Origin of the sequence: Mycobacterium sp. JS623 (assembly GCF_000328565.1) — a bacterium.
In the GTDB taxonomy this organism is placed as follows: Bacteria; Actinomycetota; Actinomycetes; order Mycobacteriales; family Mycobacteriaceae; genus Mycobacterium.
Window position 1 is genome coordinate 1,931,920 of sequence record NC_019966.1, and the last position, 22,069, is coordinate 1,953,988.

The 22,069-nt window shown below is 63.6% G+C and carries 19 protein-coding genes; 16 read left to right on the forward strand and 3 right to left on the reverse strand.

What is annotated here, in order from left to right:
* Nucleotides 1-202 precede the first annotated feature (202 nt).
* The 3 genes from MYCSM_RS09355 to MYCSM_RS09365 are packed head-to-tail and all read right to left on the reverse strand — an operon-like array spanning nucleotide 203 to nucleotide 2,992.
* Nucleotides 203-1,048 carry an SDR family NAD(P)-dependent oxidoreductase gene (locus MYCSM_RS09355; RefSeq protein ID WP_015305905.1) on the reverse strand — a complete coding sequence of 282 codons (846 nt, stop codon included), beginning with the start codon at nucleotides 1,046-1,048 and terminating at the stop codon, nucleotides 203-205.
* Nucleotides 1,048-1,977: an alpha/beta hydrolase gene (locus MYCSM_RS09360; RefSeq protein WP_015305906.1), complete on the reverse strand. Its 930-nt coding sequence runs from the start codon at nucleotides 1,975-1,977 to the stop codon at nucleotides 1,048-1,050. Before MYCSM_RS09360 ends, MYCSM_RS09355 begins: the two co-directional genes overlap by 1 nt.
* Before the next feature lie 49 nt (nucleotides 1,978-2,026).
* On the reverse strand, nucleotides 2,027-2,992 hold the full coding sequence (locus tag MYCSM_RS09365; protein ID WP_015305907.1) for a helix-turn-helix domain-containing protein: 966 nt from the start codon (nucleotides 2,990-2,992) through the stop codon (nucleotides 2,027-2,029).
* 198 nt (nucleotides 2,993-3,190) lie between these two features.
* On the opposite strand from MYCSM_RS09365, the gene MYCSM_RS09370 reads away from it, so the two are divergent.
* From MYCSM_RS09370 to catA, 16 genes are all read left to right on the forward strand, one after another.
* Nucleotides 3,191-4,315, forward strand: coding sequence for a saccharopine dehydrogenase family protein (locus MYCSM_RS09370; RefSeq protein ID WP_015305908.1), 1,125 nt, complete (start codon nucleotides 3,191-3,193; stop codon nucleotides 4,313-4,315).
* Nucleotides 4,312-5,538, forward strand: coding sequence for a thiolase family protein (locus tag MYCSM_RS09375; protein WP_015305909.1), 1,227 nt, complete (start codon nucleotides 4,312-4,314; stop codon nucleotides 5,536-5,538). The genes MYCSM_RS09370 and MYCSM_RS09375 overlap by 4 nt, the downstream gene beginning before the upstream one ends.
* 30 nt (nucleotides 5,539-5,568) lie before the next feature.
* A complete protein-coding gene (locus MYCSM_RS09380; protein WP_015305910.1) occupies nucleotides 5,569-6,402 on the forward strand; it encodes an enoyl-CoA hydratase/isomerase family protein in 834 nt (277 codons plus the stop codon).
* Nucleotides 6,403-6,431: 29 nt separating this feature from the next.
* Entirely contained in the window at nucleotides 6,432-7,730 is a 1,299-nt protein-coding gene (locus tag MYCSM_RS09385; protein ID WP_015305911.1) for an acyl-CoA dehydrogenase family protein, read from the forward strand.
* A gap of 14 nt (nucleotides 7,731-7,744) precedes the next feature.
* A complete protein-coding gene (locus tag MYCSM_RS09390; RefSeq protein WP_015305912.1) occupies nucleotides 7,745-9,316 on the forward strand; it encodes a class I adenylate-forming enzyme family protein in 1,572 nt (523 codons plus the stop codon).
* A 106-nt stretch (nucleotides 9,317-9,422) separates the two neighbouring features.
* The gene (locus MYCSM_RS37100; protein WP_041311646.1) at nucleotides 9,423-9,791 is read left to right on the forward strand and encodes an adenylate cyclase regulatory domain-containing protein; all 369 of its coding nucleotides are present in this window, start codon (nucleotides 9,423-9,425) and stop codon (nucleotides 9,789-9,791) included.
* A gap of 14 nt (nucleotides 9,792-9,805) precedes the next feature.
* A complete protein-coding gene (locus MYCSM_RS09400; RefSeq protein ID WP_015305914.1) occupies nucleotides 9,806-12,757 on the forward strand; it encodes a protein kinase domain-containing protein in 2,952 nt (983 codons plus the stop codon).
* A 112-nt stretch (nucleotides 12,758-12,869) separates the two neighbouring features.
* Nucleotides 12,870-15,458: a flavin-containing monooxygenase gene (locus tag MYCSM_RS09405; RefSeq protein ID WP_015305915.1), complete on the forward strand. Its 2,589-nt coding sequence runs from the start codon at nucleotides 12,870-12,872 to the stop codon at nucleotides 15,456-15,458.
* A 163-nt stretch (nucleotides 15,459-15,621) separates the two neighbouring features.
* Nucleotides 15,622-15,858, forward strand: a complete 237-nt coding sequence (locus MYCSM_RS38130) for a hypothetical protein (protein WP_232425753.1) — start codon at nucleotides 15,622-15,624, stop codon at nucleotides 15,856-15,858.
* A 21-nt stretch (nucleotides 15,859-15,879) separates the two neighbouring features.
* The gene (locus MYCSM_RS09415; protein WP_015305917.1) at nucleotides 15,880-16,887 is read left to right on the forward strand and encodes a phenol 2-monooxygenase P1 subunit; all 1,008 of its coding nucleotides are present in this window, start codon (nucleotides 15,880-15,882) and stop codon (nucleotides 16,885-16,887) included.
* A complete protein-coding gene (locus MYCSM_RS09420; RefSeq protein ID WP_015305918.1) occupies nucleotides 16,884-17,168 on the forward strand; it encodes an MmoB/DmpM family protein in 285 nt (94 codons plus the stop codon). Before MYCSM_RS09415 ends, MYCSM_RS09420 begins: the two co-directional genes overlap by 4 nt.
* Nucleotide 17,169: 1 nt before the next feature.
* A complete protein-coding gene (locus MYCSM_RS09425; RefSeq protein WP_015305919.1) occupies nucleotides 17,170-18,705 on the forward strand; it encodes a YHS domain-containing protein in 1,536 nt (511 codons plus the stop codon).
* Nucleotides 18,702-19,022, forward strand: coding sequence for a phenol hydroxylase subunit P4 (locus MYCSM_RS09430; protein WP_015305920.1), 321 nt, complete (start codon nucleotides 18,702-18,704; stop codon nucleotides 19,020-19,022). The genes MYCSM_RS09425 and MYCSM_RS09430 overlap by 4 nt, the downstream gene beginning before the upstream one ends.
* A gap of 18 nt (nucleotides 19,023-19,040) precedes the next feature.
* Complete coding sequence (locus MYCSM_RS09435) at nucleotides 19,041-20,093, forward strand: NADH:ubiquinone reductase (Na(+)-transporting) subunit F (protein WP_015305921.1); 1,053 nt, start codon at nucleotides 19,041-19,043, stop codon at nucleotides 20,091-20,093.
* Between the two features lies 1 nt (nucleotide 20,094).
* Nucleotides 20,095-21,198: an enolase gene (locus MYCSM_RS09440; protein WP_015305922.1), complete on the forward strand. Its 1,104-nt coding sequence runs from the start codon at nucleotides 20,095-20,097 to the stop codon at nucleotides 21,196-21,198.
* 34 nt (nucleotides 21,199-21,232) lie between these two features.
* A complete protein-coding gene (gene catA / locus MYCSM_RS09445) occupies nucleotides 21,233-22,069 on the forward strand; it encodes a catechol 1,2-dioxygenase (RefSeq protein WP_015305923.1) in 837 nt (278 codons plus the stop codon).

Here is a 22,069-nt window from a genome sequence, read left to right on the forward strand (position 1 = left end):
CGGGAGCAGGCCAAGCGGCCATCTTCGAAATTGACCACGGGCGGCGGCGGGTGTCGAACCTGTGAGATTGTTCGATGCCGCTTGATAGGTCAGCGGTACATCAGACGGAGTCGCCCACTAACAAGACGCAGCACCGAGCATGTGTCGCCATGCGCGATGACATCAGAATCGTCATAGACGCGGCCGCGTACTTGAGAGATGCCTACGTCGTCCCAAACGGGGTTGTGGTGAAATGTGCAATCGCCTGCATCACGCGGGAATCCGGGAATACGAAGCGCTCCACCAATGGCCGGAACAGTCCCGAGACCTTCGCGGTGGGGGTGAACCGCCTCGGGACGACGACTTGTTCCGCGCGACGCTCGATACCGTCGACGATGGCGTTTACCACCGTCTCGCGCGGCACCAGCTTGAACAGTCCGCTGAAGCCGTTCCATACATTGCGCGCGACGGGGTCGTCGAGAACCTCGTCGACCATCAGCGATCGGAAGAAACTGGGATGTGCACTTCCTACGGTCACGCCGAACTGGCGCAATTCGGGCCGCAACGAGTTGCACATCCCGAGCACGCCGGCCTTGCTCGCGCTGTAAGGAGAGTGCAGCGGCGAGTGTACGAAGCTGGCCATCGACGCTACGGCCAGGAGGTGGCCCCGCTGGAAGGCGACGTGGGGAAGGGCGGCTTTGAATGTGCGCCATACGCCGTTGAGGTTGACGTCGATCGTGCGTTCCCAGTCGCCGGGCGCCATGCCCGCAATGGGTCCGATGGGACCGCCGGTACCTGCGCCGGCAACGACGACGTCCAACCCTTCGAAATGCGCTGCGACCGAATCCATTACCTCGGTGAGGTTGTCGAGGTTGCGGACGTCAGCTTTCCAGCCACGGGCCACGCTGTCACCGCCGAGACGCTCGGCGAGGTCGCCCACTGCGTCGGCATCGAGGTCGAGCAACGCGACGCTCGCCCCTCGAGCGCGTAGCGCTTTGGCCAGATCCTGGCCGAGGCCGCCGGCCGCGCCGGTGATCGCGACTGTGCGGTTCGTGAGGTCATACTTCATTACGCGGTCTCCTGTTGTTGGGTAGGCGCTGGCGAGGTCGGGTTGGCTGGCACGTGCCGGTGTAGGAAGTCGATCTGGTCGCTCACAATGCGTTCGAAAGCATCGCCCAGGTAGATGTCGAAGTGTCCCTCCGGGTACAGCCTCACTTCTGCGCGGGGCGCGGTGTTGGCGTAGCGCAGCGTCGTATCGGCGGGTGTCACAGTGTCCGCGTCGCAGATACCGAACAGAACCGGGCACTGTACCCGGGCGGCGGTCCTGCCTGGGCGGTAGGTAAGCACCTCGAGCGCCACGCGCGCCGCCACCTCATTGCGCCACTGCACGCCGTCAGGGACCATCGCCAGCATGGCGGGCAACGCATCGGGAGCCGTCATGACTGCGGTGGAACCGGGCGGCCCGACCACGGGCAGCAGCACAGGACCTTTGCCGAATTGGCTTGCTGTCAGGTCGATTAGCGCACGAGCGCCGACCTTCAGCGCGGTTACTCGAGGCATCGCCAACACTGAGGTCACCCCGTCGGTAAACGGGCACTGCGCGATCGCAGCACTGATTCCGGCGTCGCGAGCCGCAGTGGTAATGACGTGGCCGCCGCTGAATGAGCTTCCCCACAGAATTATTCGGGAGCCGTCGACATCGTCGCGGGCGCGCGCGAATCTAATCGCGGCCGCCCAGTCTGCCAATTGGCGCTTGATGTTGAGAAGCTGCCGAGGCTGACCGTCGCTGTCGCCGAAATGTCGATAGTCGAAGACGAGGCATGCGTAGCCGGCTCGGGTGAGTCGGTCGGCGTAGGCGTCCAGTCGCATTTGGCGGATGCCGCCGAATCCGTGGGCGATCACGACGATCGGTGGAGGTTCGGGGGAGGGCGGCAGATACAGCCATGCCTGGCACGTAATGCCCGCCGAGGTGAACGCCACGTCGTGTCGCGTTGTCATGCGCGCTCTCTTCGTTGGGTCGGACGTCGGGCGGCTGCGACGCTCTGGCCTATCGGGCACGTGAACACCGGGATTTCGTACCGGTGCGGATGCTGCTGGGGGTGACGCCGAAGGTTTCTTTGAATGTGCGGCTGAAGTGCGCTGAGTCGTTGAATCCCCAGCGAAACGCCACGTTGGTCACGGTGTCCTTGTGGCCGGCGCGGGAAAGCTCGCGGTAACAGATTTTCAACCGTCGATCACGGATCCAGCGGCTGACCGTCGTGCCGGTGTCGGCGAACAGAAGATGCAGACTGCGCACCGAGATGGCATGTGCTGCTGCGATTTCCGACGGGCTCAGCTGGGCGTCGTCGAGGTGATCTTCGATGTACTGCTTCACTTTGATCAAGAGCGCGGCGTTGGTCGACGGTTGTTGTGCCGGGGGGCTTAGTGCGCTGTCGAGTACGTCGAATAACGCCTGACAGGCGATCGCGAGCCCGGCATCGGAAAGCTGGTCGAGCTCGCGGGTGATGGCGCACAACTGCTCGCCGGCGATCGCCAGCAGACCCGACCCGGGTCCCGCGGGTGCGGCCAAAGCCGGTCGCTGCGCGGCCCTGGCCAGCCCGGCGGGGACACGCTCGCGAGGCAGCAGCACGTATAGCTCATGGTGGGCTTCGAGGGCTTCGAATTCGTGGGCGGTTTCGCTGTCCCAGATGGCTAGATGACCCGGCTCCAGGATGAATTGGTCTCCCTCGGCGTATCGACACATCAGATGGCCTGCGAGATTCATGAGCACGCCGACCGACGGAGTCTCCGATACACACTGCGGTGGACGGCGACCCTTCAGCGGGGTGGTGCGAAACTCGCCGATCGTCAGTGCATCCAGTTTGCGGTACCGCGCCGACACGTCCAGGTGCTGTCGACTCGGGGGAGTCGACAGCGTCCAAGCGATGTGGAGGTCGGACAACCCACCGCCTCCGGTGTCATCGTCCGTCCTACGGGATGAAACGTGGGTAGACCACGTCGCCGTCGCTGTCATTAGCGCTTGTCACCTCCGTTGGCGAGAAGCTCAGTACAGATGCGCCACAGGTGCGTGACAAGCGCGTGTGCCGTCAGGCGGAATGGCCCGCTGGCGCGATCAGTCAAAGATGTCTGCGCTGTCGTGCAAGCGGCGACCCAGCCGCCGTCGCGAAAGTGATGGCCAACACATCACACGGAGACGAGCAAAGGAGCAGCCGTGAGCGATCCCCGCCCAGTTGTCATCTATGGAGCCAGCGGATACACCGGCCGTCTGGTGGCCGAGTTCTTGCGCGAGTACAACATCCCCTTCGTGGCAGCCGGCCGGAACAAGGCCAGGCTGCAGGAAGTCATGAACTCTGTACCCGGTATCGAGACCGCCGACTACGAGATCGCAGCCGTCGACGGCTCCCCGGCCTCGTTGGAGGCACTGTTCGACGGCCGCAAGGTGGTCTGCAACACCGTGGGCCCCTTCCTGCGCTACGCACCGGCGGTGTTGGAGGCCGCACTGCAGAGCGGCTGCCACTATCTCGACACCGCCGGTGAACAACCCCATCACCTGGCGATCGTGGACGACTGGGGTCCGAAATTCGCAGCGGCTGGCCTCGCCGTCTCCACGGCCAACTCTGTTCAGTACGCCGTACCCGACATCGTCGCCCGCATCGTCTTGGAGACACCCGGTGTGGACACCATCGAACTTGGCGAATACGTCAGCAACGTCCCCACCGTGGGATCGACGCAATCGATGTTCGACGTCATCCGCAAGGACGCCTATTACCTCGAAGACAACGTCCTGAAGAAATACGACGGCATCGTGGAGCAGGAGCTGGTCGTGCCCGGCTCCTCACAGGTCGTGCCGGGACTCAACTGGGGCGGCACCGCCATGCCCGTGTTCTTCAAAAACGATCGTCGGGTGCGCAATTGCCGCATGTTCGTCGCGATGAAGAACGCCAAGGGCGATATTCCGCCGCGGGTGCGCGAAGCTGAGCGTCTCTTCAAGACAACGTTCCAGTGGCTGCCCGAGGACAAGTTGTATCCGATCCTCGACCAGGTGGCAGCCGCCATGACGCCCGCAACACCCGCCCGGGAGAACCGACAGGTCAACCGGTGCGTCGACTGGTGCAGCGGGCGCGGCAACACCGTGACAGCACGGGCGGTGATACACAGCACCTCCGGCTACTTGATCACTGGCCTCGTGCAGGCATATACGGCGATGCGGCTGCTGGGAGACACCTACCACGGCACCGGATTCCGCTCCCCTGCCGCACTGGTGGGTCATCGCGAATTGCTCGGCGCCCTGCAGGCATATGGGCTTGCCCAGCTGACCGACGAGTCGGTGTCGTGACCGAGACACCTGTGTGGATCGTCGGGGTGGGCATGACAGCCTTCGGCGTACGCTCCGACGCATCGATCAAGGACCTCACTCGGGAGGCGGTGAATTCGGCGCTGGCCGACGCTGGAGCCGAGCTGCGTGACGTGCAGGCCGCCTACTTCGGCAACACGTGTCAGGGCATCCTCGAGGGTCAAGTAGTAGTGCCCGGACAGATGGCGCTTCGCTCGATGGGCTTTGAACGTATCCCGATGGTCAACGTCGAAAATGCCTGCGCCACCGGCGCTACGGCACTGCATCAGGCGGCCATGCACGTGAGGTCGGGAGCCGCGGACGTGGCGTTGGCGGTGGGCGTAGAGAAGTTGAACGTCGGCGACAAACACAAATCGTTGGCGGTGTTCGACGGCGGAGTCGATGTTCACGACCGCGAGGGCCTGCGGACGCTGCTCACGCAGCTGGGCGGTCAACCGCCGGCCAGCGCCGACACCCACAGTCTGTTCATGGACTACTACGCCGCGTTGGCGCACGCCCACATGGATGAGTTCGGCACAACTCAGCATCAGCTGGCGATCATCGCGGAGAAGAATCACGCCCACGCGGTGCATAATCCGTTGGCTCACTTCCGTACTGCCATCTCCGCCCGAGAAGTCCTGGCCGCACGACCGGTTGCGTGGCCATTGACGGTACCGATGTGCTCGCCCCTTACCGACGGGGCGGCGGCGGCGGTAGTGTGCAACGCCGCTGGGGCGCGCCGGCTGCGGCAGGGCAGCCGCGGTATTCGCGTGCTGGCGTGTGCGCTGGGCACCGGAACAGACCGGCCTCTGCATGCATGGGATCGTTCGGTTAGCCGGTGGACCGCACAGCAGGCCTACGAACAGGCCGGTCTCGGACCCGAGGACATCGCGGTGGCCGAGGTCCACGACGCCTCGGCGTTCGGCGAGCTTCTGCAGACCGAAATGCTCGGGTTCTGCGAAATCGGTGCCGGCGGAAAGCTTGCCGAAACGGGAGAGACCACGCTCGGTGGCCGGCTACCGGTCAACCCCTCCGGCGGTCTGGAGTCCAAGGGGCATCCGATGGGCGCATCGGGTCTTGCCCAGATCTACGAGCTCGTGCACCAGCTGCGCGGTGACTGCGGACCTCGTCAGGTCCACGGTGCGCGTGTTGCTCTCGCCGAAAACGGCGGCGGCCTCTACGCCGGTGAGGAGGCCGTTGCCGCCGTCACCATCCTCAGCTCCTAGCCATCCAACTTCCAAACAGAGGAATCAACCATGACGTACCAAACTCTCAACCTTCGCCGCGACGATCGCATCCTTTACGTTGACTTCAACAATCCGCCGTTGAACCTGATGAATGTACAGATGGTTGGCGAATTATTCGACCTAGCAGGGTCTTTGGCGTTTGACCCTGAGACCGCCGTCGTGGTGATTGGCAGCGCTGATCCCGAGTTCTTCATGGCGCACTTCGACTTGCATGACCTCACCCGGGTGATCAGCGGAGATCCGGACGTGCCGCAGAGTCGCTACGACGACATCAACGCTGTCCAGGCCCTGACCACGACCTGGCAAACCCTGAGGCAAGTGACGATCGGTGTCGTGGACGGCATATGCCGCGGAGTCGGCTTGGAATTCCTGCTAGCCACCGACATGCGATTCGCCTCTCCGGAGAGCACGTTCGGACTACCCGAAACCAGCGGTGGAATCCTCCCGGCCGGAGGCGGCACCACCCGCCTGGCGATGCAGATCGGGCCGGCCCGTGCCCTGGAAGTACTGCTGTCGGCCCGGGACTTCACCGGCGAGGAGGCGGCCGCGTACGGCATCGTCAACCGAACGGTGGCGCGCAGCGACCTCAAGAGCTACATCGACGCCTTGGCCCGCAGCATCGCCAACCGACCGCCGGCAACCACCGCGGCGGTGGCCCAGGTCATCAAGGATGTATTCGACTCCATGGTCGACGCCCAATTCGCCGGCTTCGCCAGCGAGAACGACGGGCTGCGCACCTTGAGCGCCGCGCCGGGTGTCAGGGAAGCCCTGCAGCTGCTGGCCAGCTTGCAAGACCCCGATCATGAACGCGACCTTCCGTCGGCGATCGCCGCGGCCCAGTAGTGGGCGGGAAGAACGAAGGGAACACGAGGATGACACAGCAGATTGAGCGCGTTGAGGTTGAAGCGGTGCGACCAGCGCTGCCGTACGTCGAACTGACGGGATTCGAGGTCCTCAACGACGAGGAGCGCGGCATCCAACAGGCTATGCACAAGTTTGCCCGCGACGTTATGCGCCCAGCCGGCGTTGCGATCGACAAGCTCAGCGCTGAAGAAGCGGTCGCCCCTGACTCACCGTATTGGGAATTCATGGCGACGGTCGCGGCATCGGGCATCGAATTCGACGCCGCCTCCGACGACATGGCACCGCAGGACCTGGCTCGCATGCAGTCGATCATGATCGAGGAATTCGGTTGGGGCGACGTCGGTTTGACAGTTTCGCTGGCCGCGGCTGCGTTCCCCAACATGATGGCCAAGAGGATCGGGAATCAAGAACTCGTCGACCTGACCGCGGGCAAGCTGGGCGCCTGGGTGGCCACCCAGCCTGACCGGGGTTCCGACGGAACCATGCTCTACCCGGCCGAACGGCATGCCCGGGCCGCGCAGGGCAACAAAGGGAACCTGACCGCCAAGATCCGCGGCGGCGACATCGTCATCAACGGGCAGAGTTCGGCGTGGGTATCCAACGGCGCGGTCGCCCAGGTCGCAATCCTCACGATCGTCGCCGACTACGGAGACGGATTCTTCGACGAGGAAGGCCATCCGCACGGTGTCGAGGTAATCGTGCCCCTCGACCTGCCGGGCGTCACGCACGGCAAGCCGCTGGAGAAACTGGGGCAACGGCCACTGCCCCAGGGCGAGTTGTTTTTCGACGACGTGAAAGTCCCTGTCCGGTACGCCATTTCGCTTGGCGAACAGTACTGGCGCGGACACGCGGCGACCTGGTCGACCGCCGGTGTGGCGATGGGTCAAATGATCACCGGCCTGGCTCGCGCCGTGCTGGAGCACGCGGTTCAGTACACCCACGAGCGCCGACAGGGCGGCGCGCTGCTGGCAGAGCATCAGATGGTCCAATACCGGCTCGGCACCATGGCTCGCAAAGTCGAAGCAATGCGCGCGCTGGCTCGTCGTGCCACCGAGTACACGCTGCTTACCCCGGCAAAGCATCCCTACTACACCGGCGGCACCAAGGTGACCTGCACCGACCTTGCCTTCGAAGTGGCCGACGAGGGGCTGCAACTGTTCGGCGGATACGGGCTGACTCGCGAGTACCCGATGGAAAAACTGTTCCGCGACGCACGCGCCGCGCGTATCGAGGATGGCGAAAACCATCTTCTCAACATGAAATTCGGCTACCTGACCTCGCTGCTGCACCGCAGCGGACGGATCTGACGAAGGGAGCAGCAGTGTCTGTCACCGACTTCTTCGACCGCGGCTGGCGTGCGAATCCCACCGGCGCGGCGTTCATCGCAGGTGAACGTTCCTACACCTATGACGAAATCGGAAATTTGTCGTGTCGTGTCGGAAATGCGCTGTTGGCACGGGGTGTTGGGCGCGAGGTGAAAGGCGCTGTGCTGGCCGGAAACGACCCGCTGGCGTGGGCCTGCGTGCTGGGTCTGTGGCGGGCAGGTATGGCTTGGGTGCCCGTCAACCCTGCCAGCCCGCCTGACGAGATCCAGCACCTTCTGGCAGGTTTTGACTGCGAAGTGCTGTTCTGCCAGGAGCAGTTCCTACCGGTCGTAGACAAGATTCGGACCGAACTGACCGCACTTCACACGGTGATTTCGCTGGGCGACGACACCGCGGCCGCTGCGGCGGTCGACGGCGTCGTGCTGCAAACCTTCATCGAGGCGGCGAGTAGCCAAGTGCCGCAGTTCATTCCCGATCAGGACTCGGTGGCCGGCATCATGCCCACCGGCGGCACCACCGGACCGCCCAAAGGAGCGATGAACACTCACCGCAGCCTGTCGGTGAGCGCGCTGCACCACATGTTCGCCGCCCCGTACTCCACTGACGAGCGCATCGTCAACCTGGTCGCCGCACCGATGACCCACGCCGCGGGCACGTTGACCTTGCCGTGCACGGCGCGCGGCGGCACCGTCGTGGTGATGACCCGGGTGGACCTCGACCTGCTGCTGGAATTGGTTGAGCAGCATCGAGTTACGGAGATGTACCTTCCCCCGACGGTGATCTACCGGCTGCTGGAAACCCCGGGAATCGAGGAGCGGGACTTCTCCTCGCTGAAATACCTCATCTACGGCGCAGCACCTATGTCGACCGAGAAGTTGCGCCGCGCGATCGAGGTGTTCGGGCCGGTGCTGTTTCAGGGCTACGGACAGGCCGAAGCGCCCACCGCGATCGCGTATCTTCGCCCAGAGGAGCACTTCCGGGGTGACGAGATCGCTGAAGATGCCCGGCTGTCGGCGGCAGGGCGCGCTGCACCCATGGTGCGTGTCGAGATCATGGATGACACCGGCACCATTCTGGCCGCCGGCCAGACCGGAGAAATCTGTGTTCGGGGCGATCTGGTCATGCAGGGGTACTACAACGCGCCGGAAAAGACTGCCGAGACGATCATTGATGGCTGGTTGCACACCGGCGATATCGGCCACCTCGACGACGAGGGTTACCTGCACATCACCGACCGCAAGAAGGACCTCATCATCTCCGGCGGCTTCAATGTCTACCCCAGTGAAGTGGAACAGGTCATCTGGGCTCACCCCGCAGTGCAGGACTGTGCGGTCATCGGCGTCCCCCATCCGGAGTGGGGCGAGGCGGTCACCGCGGTGGTGGAGCTGAACGAGGGCGCGGAGCTGGCCGAAGATGAACTCCTGGCCTATTGCCGGCCCAAGCTCGGGGGCATCAAGACGCCCAAGCAGGCATTGTTCGTCGATGCTCTGCCGCGCAGCCCCAACGGCAAGGTGCTCAAGAAGGACATCCGTGAGCCGTACTGGCGCGGTCACGAACGCCGCATCTGACCGCCCTCGGCGCAGGCCTCATCGACGGCGATCGGCCGCGCGGCAAACATGCCCCCGGCTCAAAGAGGTCACCAGCCGACGGGCCAACGCGGTGTACGTTGACGCCGTGGATCCCGAGCCGGCACCGCCAGGACTGCTGGACGGACTGGATGGCCGCGCACGGCAGGAACGACAGCAACTGCTGCGCTGGCTGTTGGACCACGGTTTCGACGTCGATCAGGTGCGCAACACACCGAGCCCGATTCTGTTACCCGCAAACCGCGTGTACGGCGACGATGGCACGCTGGTGTCCGCCCGGACTGTCGCCGACTCCAGCGGAGCCCCTCTCGATTTGATCTCGCGCCTGCACCGTGCGGTACGACTGGCTCGCGTCGATCCCGACAAGGCCATCTACGCCCGAGCAGATGCAGAATCGATCCCGAGCAGATCAGCGTTTGCTGTTCCTGGAGGTAGGCTGACGCTGCAGTCGGGGTGAATCGCAGGTAGTCGATGCCGGATCCGTTCACAACGCAGCGCGACGTGAGTCTTGCCGTCGCGGCGGAGTTGCACGCGGCCGGATTCGACGATGCCGAAGAGATAGGCCGCGGTGGATTCGGGATCGTCTACCGCTGCATCCAGGCCGAATTGGACCGCACGGTGGCCGTGAAGGTCCTTACGGCTGATCTTGAGGAGAACCGGGAGCGGTTCGTCCGTGAACAGCGGGCGATGGGCCGGCTGACTGGTCACCCCAACATCGTTGGCGTGCTGCAGGTCGGCAGAACCGACACCGGTTATCCGTATCTCGTGATGACCTATTACCGGCGCGGTTCCCTCGATGCGCGCATACGCCGAGACGGTCCGCTGCCACTGGCTGAAGTGTTGCGTCTTGGGGTGAAGTTGGTCGGCGCGCTGGAGACCGCGCACCGCGCCGAGATACTGCATCGCGACATCAAGCCGGGAAACATCTTGTATACCGACTACGGAGAGCCAGCGCTGAGCGACTTCGGGATCGCCCATGTCACTGGAGCGTTCAAGACGGCTACCGGCACGTTCACCGGTTCACCGGCATTCACGGCACCGGAAATCCTCAGCGGTGATCCACCGAGCAAGAGCTCCGACATCTACGGACTGGGCGCGACGCTGTTCTGTGCGCTGACCGGACATGCAGCCTACGAACGTCGCAGCGGCGAACAGCTGGTGACACAGTTTCTGCGCATCGCCACCGAGCCGGCGCCTGATCTGCGCGAATCCGGCACTCCAGATGACGTCGCCGCCGTGATCGAACGCGCGATGGCGCGCGACCCGGAAGACCGTCCGTCAGCGTTGGCGCTAGGTGACGCGCTCCGACAGCTCCAGGAGAACTACGGCATTCCTGTCGACGAGATACCACTCCAGGGTGAGCCCGAGCTGGATCAACCGGGGCGAGGGCCGGTGGCCCCGTCCAGGCTGCGCCGTACGCTGAGCAATCTTCCTTTGGAGCTCACCAGTTTCGTCGGCCGCGGCGCAGAACTGGCGGCGCTGAAGAGCCTCATCACTACGTACCGGCTGGTGACAGTTACCGGGATCGGCGGAGTGGGGAAGACGCGAGTAGCGCTGCGCGCAGCGGCCGACATTTCCGGTGCCTTTCGGGACGGCGTGCGGCTCGTCGAATTAGGTGAACTAGGCGACGGGTGCGCGGTGACCGACGTGGTCGCTGCGGCTCTGGGTTTGCGCGACGATTCCGCAGCGCCGTTGAACGAGGTGCTGATCGACTACCTGAGCTCCCGCGAACTCCTAGTGATCCTCGACAACTGTGAGCAGGTGGTCGACGCCGCGGCAAAGCTTGCTGAGATGCTGCTGCGCGCCTGCCCCGATCTGCGAATCCTCACGACAAGCCGCGAGGGTCTGGGCATCGGCGGGGAGGCGGTGCTGCCACTGTCCCCGTTGGCCGACGACGCGGTGATGCTGTTTGCCGAGCGCTCCGCGGCCGCGGTACGAGGCTTCGCGCTGGCCGAGAACGAGGCCACCGTTGCTGCGATCTGTTCCCGGCTGGATGGCCTGCCGTTGGCGATCGAACTGGCCGCAGCGAAGCTGCGCGCGATGTCGCCCGAGCAGATCCTGGAGCGCCTGGATAACCGATACGCGCTGCTGACCCGAGGCAGGCGAGGCGCGCCGCCGCGTCAACAATCACTGGCGTGGAGCGTCGGCTGGAGCTATGACCTGTGCACCCCGGCCGAACAGCGGCTGTGGGCGCGGCTGTCCGTTTTCGCGGGCAGCTTCGAACTTCAAGCCGCAGAGGATGTTTGCGGTGAGGGGCATCCGGTCGATCTCATCGATCTTTTGACTTCGTTGGTGGACAAGTCGATTCTGATCCGCACCGAATCCAACGGCGTAGTGCGCTTTCGGCTTCTCGATACGCTGCGTGACTACGGCCGCGAGAAGATTCACGAAACGGGCGATTACATCCAACTGCGGCGCCGCCACCTCGATTCGTACCGACGGTTAACGCGTGACGCTGCAGCGGAGTGGTTCAGTTCTCGGCAAATCGAATGGATCGCGCGCCTCGAACGAGAATTGCCAAATCTACGGGAGGCGATCGAGTTCGGCCTGACCGCGTCTCCCGAGGTCGTGGTCCGGATGGCCACTGACCTCGGCGTGTTTTGGGCGACGCACGGTCTGTTTGGCGAGGGACGCCGTTGGCTGGATCGGGCGCTGGCCGCGACGCCGCCCGAGGCGACAACCGAACGAATCGAGGCTCTCTACTATGCGAGCTTGCTGGCCTGTGGCCAGCGTGATTTGTCCGCAGCGGCGGCCCGCGCGCAGGAAGCTCGAGGGCTGGCCGAGCAGCTAGAGGATCCGGGGGCGTGGGCGCGTATAGCTGTCGCCGACGGGTTCGCCGCGCTGTTGGCGGGTGACGCAGACGGCGCCTGCTTGTGCCTCGACACCGCCGTCGATCGGGCTGCGGACCTCACGACACTGGCGATGGCGCTGGTACTGCTTGGACGGGCACACGAGTTGCGCGGTGATGCAGATGCCGCGCTCGCGTTCAATCAACGAGCGGTTGAACTATCGGAATCACACGGTGAATCGGTGATTCGTTCGTGGGCGGTGTGGAGTGTCGGCATCGAAAGCTGGCGCAATGCGCAGCGCCAACAGGCCGTCGAGTTGCTCGAAGACGGTCTGCAGCTGGCTCAGCAACTGCGCGATACCCGGACCGCCGCGTCCTATCTGGAGGTGCTGGCCTGGATCGCCGCCGAGGAAGGCAGGCAGGCACAGGCCGCGGTCATGCTGGCCGCCGCAGAGAAACTGGGCGGCGCAACCGGCAACTACGCGTTCCTCTTCCCGAATCTGGCTGCCTTCCATGCGGATTGCGATCAACGCATCCGCAGCTCCATTGACGCGCAAGCCTACGAGACCGCCCGTCGAACCGGCCAGTCACTTCGTCTCGACGACGCGGTGGCATATGCCCTCGGCGAGGGATGAACACTGGGAGACAGTTGCGCAACGTCTGACGGAAGAAACAGGTATCCCGACAGGTATCCATTGGGGTCATTAGGCCGATGTGCGAAGGGTCACATCAAAGCATCGTTGCTGCATGACCAACAGAGACGTTGATGCAGTAATTGTGGGCGCCGGCTTTTCCGGCCTGTATGCCACCCACCGGCTGCGAAACGTGCAGGGACTCACCGTGCAATGTTTCGAGGCAGGCGAGGGCCCCGGCGGCGTGTGGTACTGGAATAAGTACCCCGGAGCGCGATGCGACTTCGAAAGCATCTACTACTCCTACACGTTCGATGAAGCGCTGCAGCGGGAATGGCGATGGACCGAGCGCTTCGCCGCGCAGCCGGAGATCCTGGCCTATCTCAACCACGTCGCGCATCGGTTCGATCTGCGCCGCCACTTCCGGTTCAACACTCGCGTCACATCGGCGGTGTGGAACGAGGAGACCAACCGCTGGACCGTCCGAAGTGACGACGGCTCCGTCACGACCGCCCGGTTCTTCATCAACGCCGCCGGTGCGTTCTCGGTGTTCAAGAAGAACGACTTCCCCGGCCAGGACGATTTCCACGGCACAGTGCTGCACACCAGTCAGTGGCCGGCCGAGGGGGTCGACCTGACCGGCAAGCGGGTGGCGGTGATCGGCACCGGATCGACCGGAATCCAGGTCATCCAAACCATCGCTCCACAGGTCGGCGAGTTGACTGTGTTCCAACGCACTCCCAACTTCGCCTGCCCCCTTGGCAATCGGCCGCTTACCGACGAAGACTTCGCACAGGCTGTGGCGGACTTCTCAAGAAATCGGCAGGAGTCCCGCAATAGCATTGCCGGCGCGCCATATCCGCGCGCCGTGCGATCGGCGTTGATGGACACGCCCGAAGAACGCCGCAAGGTCTACGACGAGTTCTACAACGGTGGCGGCTTTCGGATGCTCACCTCGTCCTATTACGACTTGATCTTCAATCCTGTGGCCAACGCGACCGCGGCGGACTTCATCCGGGAGCAGATCCGCGAGCGGGTCCACGACCCGAAGCTTGCGGAGCTGCTGTGCCCGAACGATCACCCGTACGGGGTCAAACGCGCCACATTCGAGTCGAACTACTTCGAGGCTTTCAATCTGCCGCACGTGCATCTCGTTGACGCCCGGGCCACGCCGATCGTGCGGATCACCGAGAAGGGCATCGCGACCACAGATCACGAGTATGAGTTCGATGTGATCGTCCTGGCCACGGGCTTCGACGTTGGCGCCGGAGCCCTGGCGCGGATGGGTGTCATCGGCCGTGGTGGTCGAAAACTGACCGATCATTGGGCGCACGGTCAACGCGCCTACCTCGGGATAGCCACCCACGGGTTCCCGAACCTGTTCCACATCAACGGACCACAAAGTGCCGCAGCTCTTTTCAACAATCCGATCGCGATCGAAGACAGCGTCGACTTCGTCGGAAACCTCATCGGATACCTCGATTCGCACGGTCATACCACGGCCGAGGTGACCGACTTGGCTGAGGACCGGTACAACGAGCTGGTTCGGGAGGTCGCCGACGCGACGCTGTTCCCGACGGCGACCACGTGGTACATGGGCGACAACATTCCCGGCAAGCCGCGCACGCCGCTCTCGTTGTTCACCGGCGCGCCGATGTACCGGGCGATTTGCGCAGAGGTCGAGACCACCGGTTACGCCGGCTTCTCATTTGACGGAGAGAACCGGCCGCTGTCCAGCTTGATCAAGCTCGACGGCTCCGCGGTGTTCTTTCTGGCCGGCTTGCAGAACATGGGCGTCAAGCCGTTGGAGGACTGCACGCTCGAAGAGGCCCGGGCCGCCATGGATTCGTTCAAACACATGCAGCTGCCGGTCGCCGACGACGTCAGCATCGTTGATGCGCGGTATCCGACCGAGGGGGGGCATCGCAAGGTGCGGGTATACCGGCCGCCGGTCGAGGGTCCCCTGCCGGTAGTGGTCTTCAACCACGGCGGCGGCTGGATCGGCGGCAGCCTCGACCTTTACGACGAGCCCTGCGCAACCCTGGCGCGTCGTGTTGGTGCTGTTGTCGTGTCGCCGGACTATCGCCTCGCCCCCGAGCATCCGTTCCCCGCGGCCACCGACGACGCCGTCGCGGCGGTACGCTGGGCCGCCGACCACATCACCGAGTTCGGCGGTGATCCGCAGCGGATCGCGGTTGCCGGGGAAAGTGCCGGCGCCAATTTGGCCGCGGTTGTCGCACTGCGCCTGCGCGATGAAGGTGGCCCGCAGTTGCAGGCGCAGGTCCTCATCACCCCACCAGTCGATTTCCTCGCCGACACTGAGTCGCGCAGGCAGTTCGCGCACGGGCCGATCATCTCGATGGAACTTGCCATGCGGATGGCGTCGCTGTACCTCGGTGATCCGGCCAATGCAGTGTCACCGCACGCCTCGCCTGCGCGAGCAGAGGACCTGTCCGGGTTGCCGCCGGCCCTGGTCGTCACGATGGAAATCGACCCGACGCGCGACGAGGCCGAGAACTACGCTCAAGCATTGGCTACCGCTGGAGTGCCGACCGTCTGCCGGCGCATTGACAGGCTGTGCCACGCCGCGTTTGAGCTGTCGGGCGCAATACCCCGGGCGGCCGAAATTCACACGGCGATCGCGGAATTCCTTACGCCGCTACTGTCTGCACAGCTGGCTGCGACCGAACCTGCGCTGGGGTAAGCCGTTGACGCCCTTCATGATTGAGGTCAGTGACCTGATCGACGGAGTCACGCCTCCGGTACCTCGGACCGAGCCGAGCAGAACTCGGCCGGTCGCGCAGGCTACCGATTCTCAGGTGGTCATCCGCTCATCGGCAGAACAGCTCGTAAGCGAAGCTAACGCGGTGTTGTCCGCGAACGGCGAGACCATCACCTTGGTCGACGACAGTGGCCCCAGCGAGCTCGCTTTCAGCCTCAGTTACCGCGACCGTGTCGCCCGGATACGGACCACGGTGTCCGGTCGGACGGCGACAGCAGAGCTGGCGTACGCAGGTACACCGCAGCCGCTGCGACAGCTCACCGGCGAAGACCAGCTGCGCGCATTGCTACTCAACCTGGTAGCTGGCGCCAGCGTCAATTGAAACAGATATAGGAGTACGCCCGTGCAATATGAATTGCGCTACCGGGTCATCGAAGCCAAGCGCAACACCTATCAGAACCTCATCGACCGATACGGCGATCAGCCAGCCAGCCGCTATCTGGAGGGCACCGTCGACGTCCAACCTCAGGAGAACTTCCATTACCGGCCGACGTGGGCACCTGACTGCGAACTGTACGACCCACGGTTCACCGCGTTACAGCTAAGCGACAGTTACAGTTTCGTCGATCCTCGGCAGTACTTCTACACGCCATATGTCACCGCCCGCTGCGCTCTGCATGATGCGTTCGCAAAGACGTTGGGGTACATCCAGGAGCGCGATCTGCTAATGCGGATGCCAGACGCCTGGCGCGAAGTTCTGGTCTCGGTGATCGTTCCATTGAGGCATTTCGAGTCGGCCGCGCAGCTGGTGAGTGTGGCCGGTGCACGCTTCGCCGACGGCACATCCATCGAACAGTGCTGCACGTTCGCGGCGTTCGACCGGATCGGCAACGCCCAGATGCTGTCTCACATCGGCCTCGAACTCGCGGGCGGCCGGGCGGACGCGCTCGATACCGCGAAACACAATTGGCTCGACACCGAGCACCTGCAGCCGCTGCGCCGGCTCGCGGAGGAAATCATGGTGGTGTCGGACTGGGCAGAAGGCCTTCTCGCAATAGATTTGGTCGATTCGCTGATCTATCCGGTGCTGTACCGCGACCTCGATGATGCCGCCCTTATGAGCGGTGCCGGCGCCTATAGCATGCTCGCCCAGCACTTTACGGCTTGGTTTGCAGATCACCGCAAATGGATTGACGCCTTGACTCGCGAATGGAGTGACGACCCGAACCACGGTGACAACAACCGAGCCACGCTCGCGCAGATAACACAGAGGTGGCAACCGCGAGTGCATAGTGCAGTCGCCGCCCTGGCCGCCGCGATCGATGCGAGCGAGCCGAGTGTGCGCTCGACCGAGCTGCTGGCCGGCACCACCGGGCCCGCCTGGGCGCAGACGACAGCAGGTGCGGCATGAGCCCAACTGTTCGCCAGGTCGGCATAGACATTCAGGAATCCGAAGACAACCGCGCGCTCATAGAAGCGATCAAGGCGGACAATCCGGACCTGACCATTCGACATATGCCGGGCCTGGTGAAACTCCAGTCAGTCGGGCAGATCGTCATCAACCGGCAAACGGTTGAAGAGAAGCTCGGCCGTGACTGGGAGACAGGTGAATTCCAGCTGGCGATCGTGTCGTATGCAGGGAACTTCGCCGAGTGGGACGACGACCAAATCATTGTGAAATGGGAGCACTGACGTGACGATTGAAGCCGCCAAACCGACCCGCAAGAAGCTTCCACTAAAGGAACGCTACGCACGCCTGACGCGCGATCTGGATTGGGAACCCAGCTATGTTTCAAGGGAGGAACTGTTCCCGTACACCCGCTATGAGGGCATCAAGATCCACGACTGGGACGGGTGGCAAGATCCCTTCCGACTCACCGTCGACGCGTATTACAAGTACCAGGCGGAAAAGGACAAACGCCTGTACGCCGTCCTGGACAGCTTCGCACAAGGGCAGGGTCACCTGACCCTGTCCGACGCCAGCTATTTCAACGCGATCAAGCTGTTCATCCAGGGCGTCACGCCACTGGAATACGCCGCACACCGCCATTTCGCTTTCCTGGCAAGGCATCTGGAAGGCCCCGCGCCTCGATTCGCTGCGCTGTGCCAGAGCATCGACGAGCTACGGCACTGCCAGACCCAGATTCACACCATCAGCAATTACAACAAGTACTACGGCGGGTTTCACAGCTGGTCGAAGATGCACGACCGGGTCTGGTACCTGTCAGTCCCGAAATCGCTTTTGGATGACGCGATGGCCGCGGGTCCGTTCGAGTTTCTCATCTCGATCTCGTTCAGCTTCGAGTATTTGTTGACCAACCTGCTGTTTGTGCCGTTCATGAGCGGCGCAAGCTTCAACGGCGACCTGCCCACGATGTCTTTCGGGTTCTCTGCGCAGTCCGACGAAAGTCGCCATATGACACTGGGATTAGAGGCGATCAAGTTCCTGCTCGAACAGGACGAAGGCAACGTGCCGATCATCCAGGACTGGATCGACAAGTGGTTCTGGCGGGCGTACCGCATGTCCGCGTTGGTCGCCGCGATGATGGATTACATGCTGCCCAAGCCGGTGATGTGCTGGAAAGAGGCCTTCGAGCTCTACTTCGAAGAACAGATGCTGGGCGGCCTGTTTCCGGACCTGGCCTATTACGGCATCAACCCGCCGCGCCACGTCAACGACGCAATTGCCGAGAAGGACAGGCTTTCTCACGAGGTCTATCGCATTTTGCACAACTTCTCGTTTGCCGCCGCGTTGACGACCCACACTCCGAATGACAAGCACATGGAGTGGTTGTCGCAGCAGTACCCTGACACGTTCGACCGCTACTACCGACCCGTCTGGAACAAGCATCGGCGGATCGAGGAAGCCGGTGGCCGTGTCTTCTTCCAGGGCCTGCCCCAACTGTGTCAGGTGTGCCAGGTCCCGATGGCGTTCAGCGAGGTCAGCGATCCGACGCGGATCAGCCTGCGCCGCAGCGAGTTCCGCGGCGAGGCGTTCCACACCTGCAGTGACGGCTGCAAGTGGATCTTCGACCGCGAACCCGAAAAGTACGCGCAGGCGTGGCTGCCGGTGCACCAGATCTATCAGGGTAACTGCGGGGGCGCCACCATACCGGAGGTCCTGGCCTGGTACGGCATCCAGGACGGCGAAAACGGCGAGTACCGAGGATCGGCCGACCAGCTGGCGTGGGCAGCGTGGCACGCCGACGAGACGGGGACGGCGAAATGACCGTTAAGGCGTTGTACAACTACGAATTCCCATCGGCCGACCGCGCAGAGGTGTTTGGCGACGACCAGCTCGTGTACGTCCTGTGGGACGGCAACCCGCTGTTGTGTTCAGCGGCGTGCTTCCGTGTGCCGAAGGCGACGTCATTCGCCCAGTTCCTCCAGACAACGGTGTATCCCTGGGCCGCGTCCGACCCCGATTTCGACCCCGACACTGTGCGCGATTGGCGGCTCTTCGACGAGCCGATCAGCCCTGCGGCGGATCGATCGCTGGCGCAGCTGGGGGTGGGGCACAAAGCGCTACTGAAGTTCTCCACCTAGGCGCCGGGGAAGCGGCCCATGTCCACACACCGGATCACCATCGAACCACTCGGCGCAGAGCTTGACTGCCGCGAGGACCAAACCATTCTCGACGCCTGTCTGCGGGAAGGGATTTGGCTGCCGCACGCATGCACCCACGGCACGTGCGGGACATGCAAAGCTGAAATCCTGGACGGAGAGGTTGACTTCGGTGATGCGTCACCGTATGCGCTTCTCGACAGCGAGCGTGCCGAGGGGTGTGCGCTGCTGTGTGTCGCCAGGCCTCGGGGCGATCTGGTGGTCGAAGCCGACGTCGACGTCGAGGACGGAGTCGATGTTCATCCGGTTCGGGATCATTGCGGCGTCGTCGACAGCGTGGTCGACATCGCGCGCGACGTGCGCCGGGTAACCATCGACCTGGACACGCCGCTGCGGTTCAACCCGGGGCAGTACGTGATGCTCAACGTGCCAGACGCCCAACAGCGTCCCTATTCCATCGCCAGCACCCCGTCGCAAGCCAATCGGATCGAGTTGCACATCAAACGCTCTGCGGGAGGACCAGCCACCGACGGCTGGATATTCAAGTCGATGACGGCAGGCGAGCGAGTGACGCTGTCGGGACCGTACGGCAGGTTCTCATTGCGCCCTGCGCGAGAAGATCCGATTCTATTGCTCGGCAGCGGAACGGGTTTGGCCCCGCTCAAATCCATGGCCGTGCACCTCGCGGAGATCGGATCTAAGCGTTCCGTGACGCTCTACCACGGTGTTGCGACGAAAGACGATCTCTACGAGCACGATTGGTTGGAAGCGTTCACCGCCGAGCACGAATGGTTCAGCTACCGGCCGGCGCTGTCACGTGACAGTTGGAACGGTCGCACAGGCCGCGTCCCTGAACTGCTCGCGCAGGACTACCCACGCGCCGCCGGGCATGTCGCCTATGTGTGCGGGAGCCCGGCGATGGTGACAGACACGGTGAAGGCGTTGATGAAGGCGCGTCTGTTCCCCCGTGACATCTATCGCGAGGACTTCTTCGACTCGGCCGCCCGAGCGGCCGGCGTCACCCTGGTACGAGGCCCGTTGATCAGGAGATGATGTGAAAGTCACGGAACTGGAGGCGATTCCGTTCGCCATCCCGTACCGCAAACCGCTGCGGTTCGCCAGCGGCGAGGTCACCGTCGCCGAGCATGTGCTCGTGCGCGTTCACACCGACGTCGGTCTTGTGGGCACCGCCGAGGCGCCCCCGCGTCCATTCACATACGGCGAGACCGAACAATCCATCATCGCAGTCATCAACGACGTCTTCGCCGCGCAGATAATCGGTCAGTCCCCGCTGCAGCGTGAACTGATCCACTCCCGGATGAATCGCACCGTGGGCAACCCCACCGCGAAGGCGGCCATCGACATGGCGTTATGGGATCTGATCGGGCAGTCGCTTGGCGTATCGGTCACCGAACTGCTCGGCGGGTTCACCGACCGGCTGCGCGTTTCCCATATGGTTGGGTTCGCCCCCGCAGCCGAGATGGTCGCCGAGGCCGAGCACATGCGCGATGTGTTCGGCATCACGAGCTTCAAGGTCAAGGTGGGACGTCGGCCGATCGACCAAGACCTTGGCGCGTGCCGGGCGCTGCGGCTCGCCCTAGGCCCTGCCGTCGAACTCTACGTCGACGCCAACCGCGGGTGGGCAGTCAGCGAAGCCGCACGCGCGTTGCGGGTGTTCGCCGAACTCGATATGGCGTTCGCCGAGGAACCGTGCCCCGCCGACGACGTCCTCGGCCGTCGCTGGCTGGTCTCGCGTAGCACCATCCCGATCTTCGCCGATGAAAGTGCCACCCGCCCAGCCGAAGTCGTGCGGGAACTGCTCTCTGGTGCCGCCACCGGGATCAGCATCAAGACGGCCCGCACCGGCTTCACCTACTCTCAGCGCGTCCTGAACCTGTGCGAGGGACTTGGTGTCGAAGTCATGATTGGCAACCAAATCGACGGCCAAATCGGGTCGCTGTGCGCCCTGGCGTTCGGCGCCGCCTTTGAAGCGACATCGCGACGCGCGGCTGAACTGTCCAACTTCCTCGACATGGCCGACGACCTGCTCACCGAACCACTACAGATTGACCGCGGTGCAGCACTGGTCCGCAAAGGTCCGGGGCTCGGACTGCACATCGATGAGGACAAACTCGCCCACTATCGCCAAGACCGCTGAGTCGTGCGGTTCAACCAGCCCAAAGGAGTAGCACATGACCGATATCGCGACCGCAGCCCAATCTGGGGCATCGGCCACCGCACGATTCCAGCAGAGGGCCAGGGACGGCGCGCACGCCAGCACCGAGCGCGTCAACACCCTGGTGTCAGAGATGATTTCCGCCGCCCACGACATCGTGCGGCGGCACCACCTGACCTACCCCGAATATGACGCCCTCAAGGCCTGGCTTATTCAGGTGGGCCTCGACGGCGAATGGCCGCTGTTCCTCGACGTTTTCCTCGAACACGCCGTGGAGCAGGAAGTCAACGCCGAACGGCCGGGCAGCAAGGGAACAATCGAGGGTCCCTACTACGTCCCCGGTGCCCCATCGCTGCCCGCACAGACGACGCTGCCGATGCGGGAGGACGAACCCGGCACACCGCTGCGATTCGCCGGCCGGGTGCAGCGGGTGGATGGTCGGGCCATCGACAACGCGACGATCGACATCTGGCACGCCGACGATGCCGGGTTCTACTCGCAGTTCGCCCCGGGACTTCCCGAGTGGAACCTGCGTGGTGTGGTACATGCCGACGGGCAAGGTCGATTCGACATCACCACCATTGTGCCTGCGCCATACCAAATTCCGACCGACGGTGCTACGGGCACCCTGCTGGCCGCGGCTGGCTGGACTGCGTGGCGGCCGGCGCATCTGCACGTCAAAGTGTCGGCGCCGGGTTATCGGCTGATCACCAGCCAGCTCTATTTCGATGGTGGTGAATATCTTCACACCGACATCGCGTCAGCGGTCAAGCCCGAGCTCATCTTGCACCCGACACCCGTTGTTGGCCAGGGACTCGAAGTGAACTACGACTTCGTTCTCGACGCAGACTGA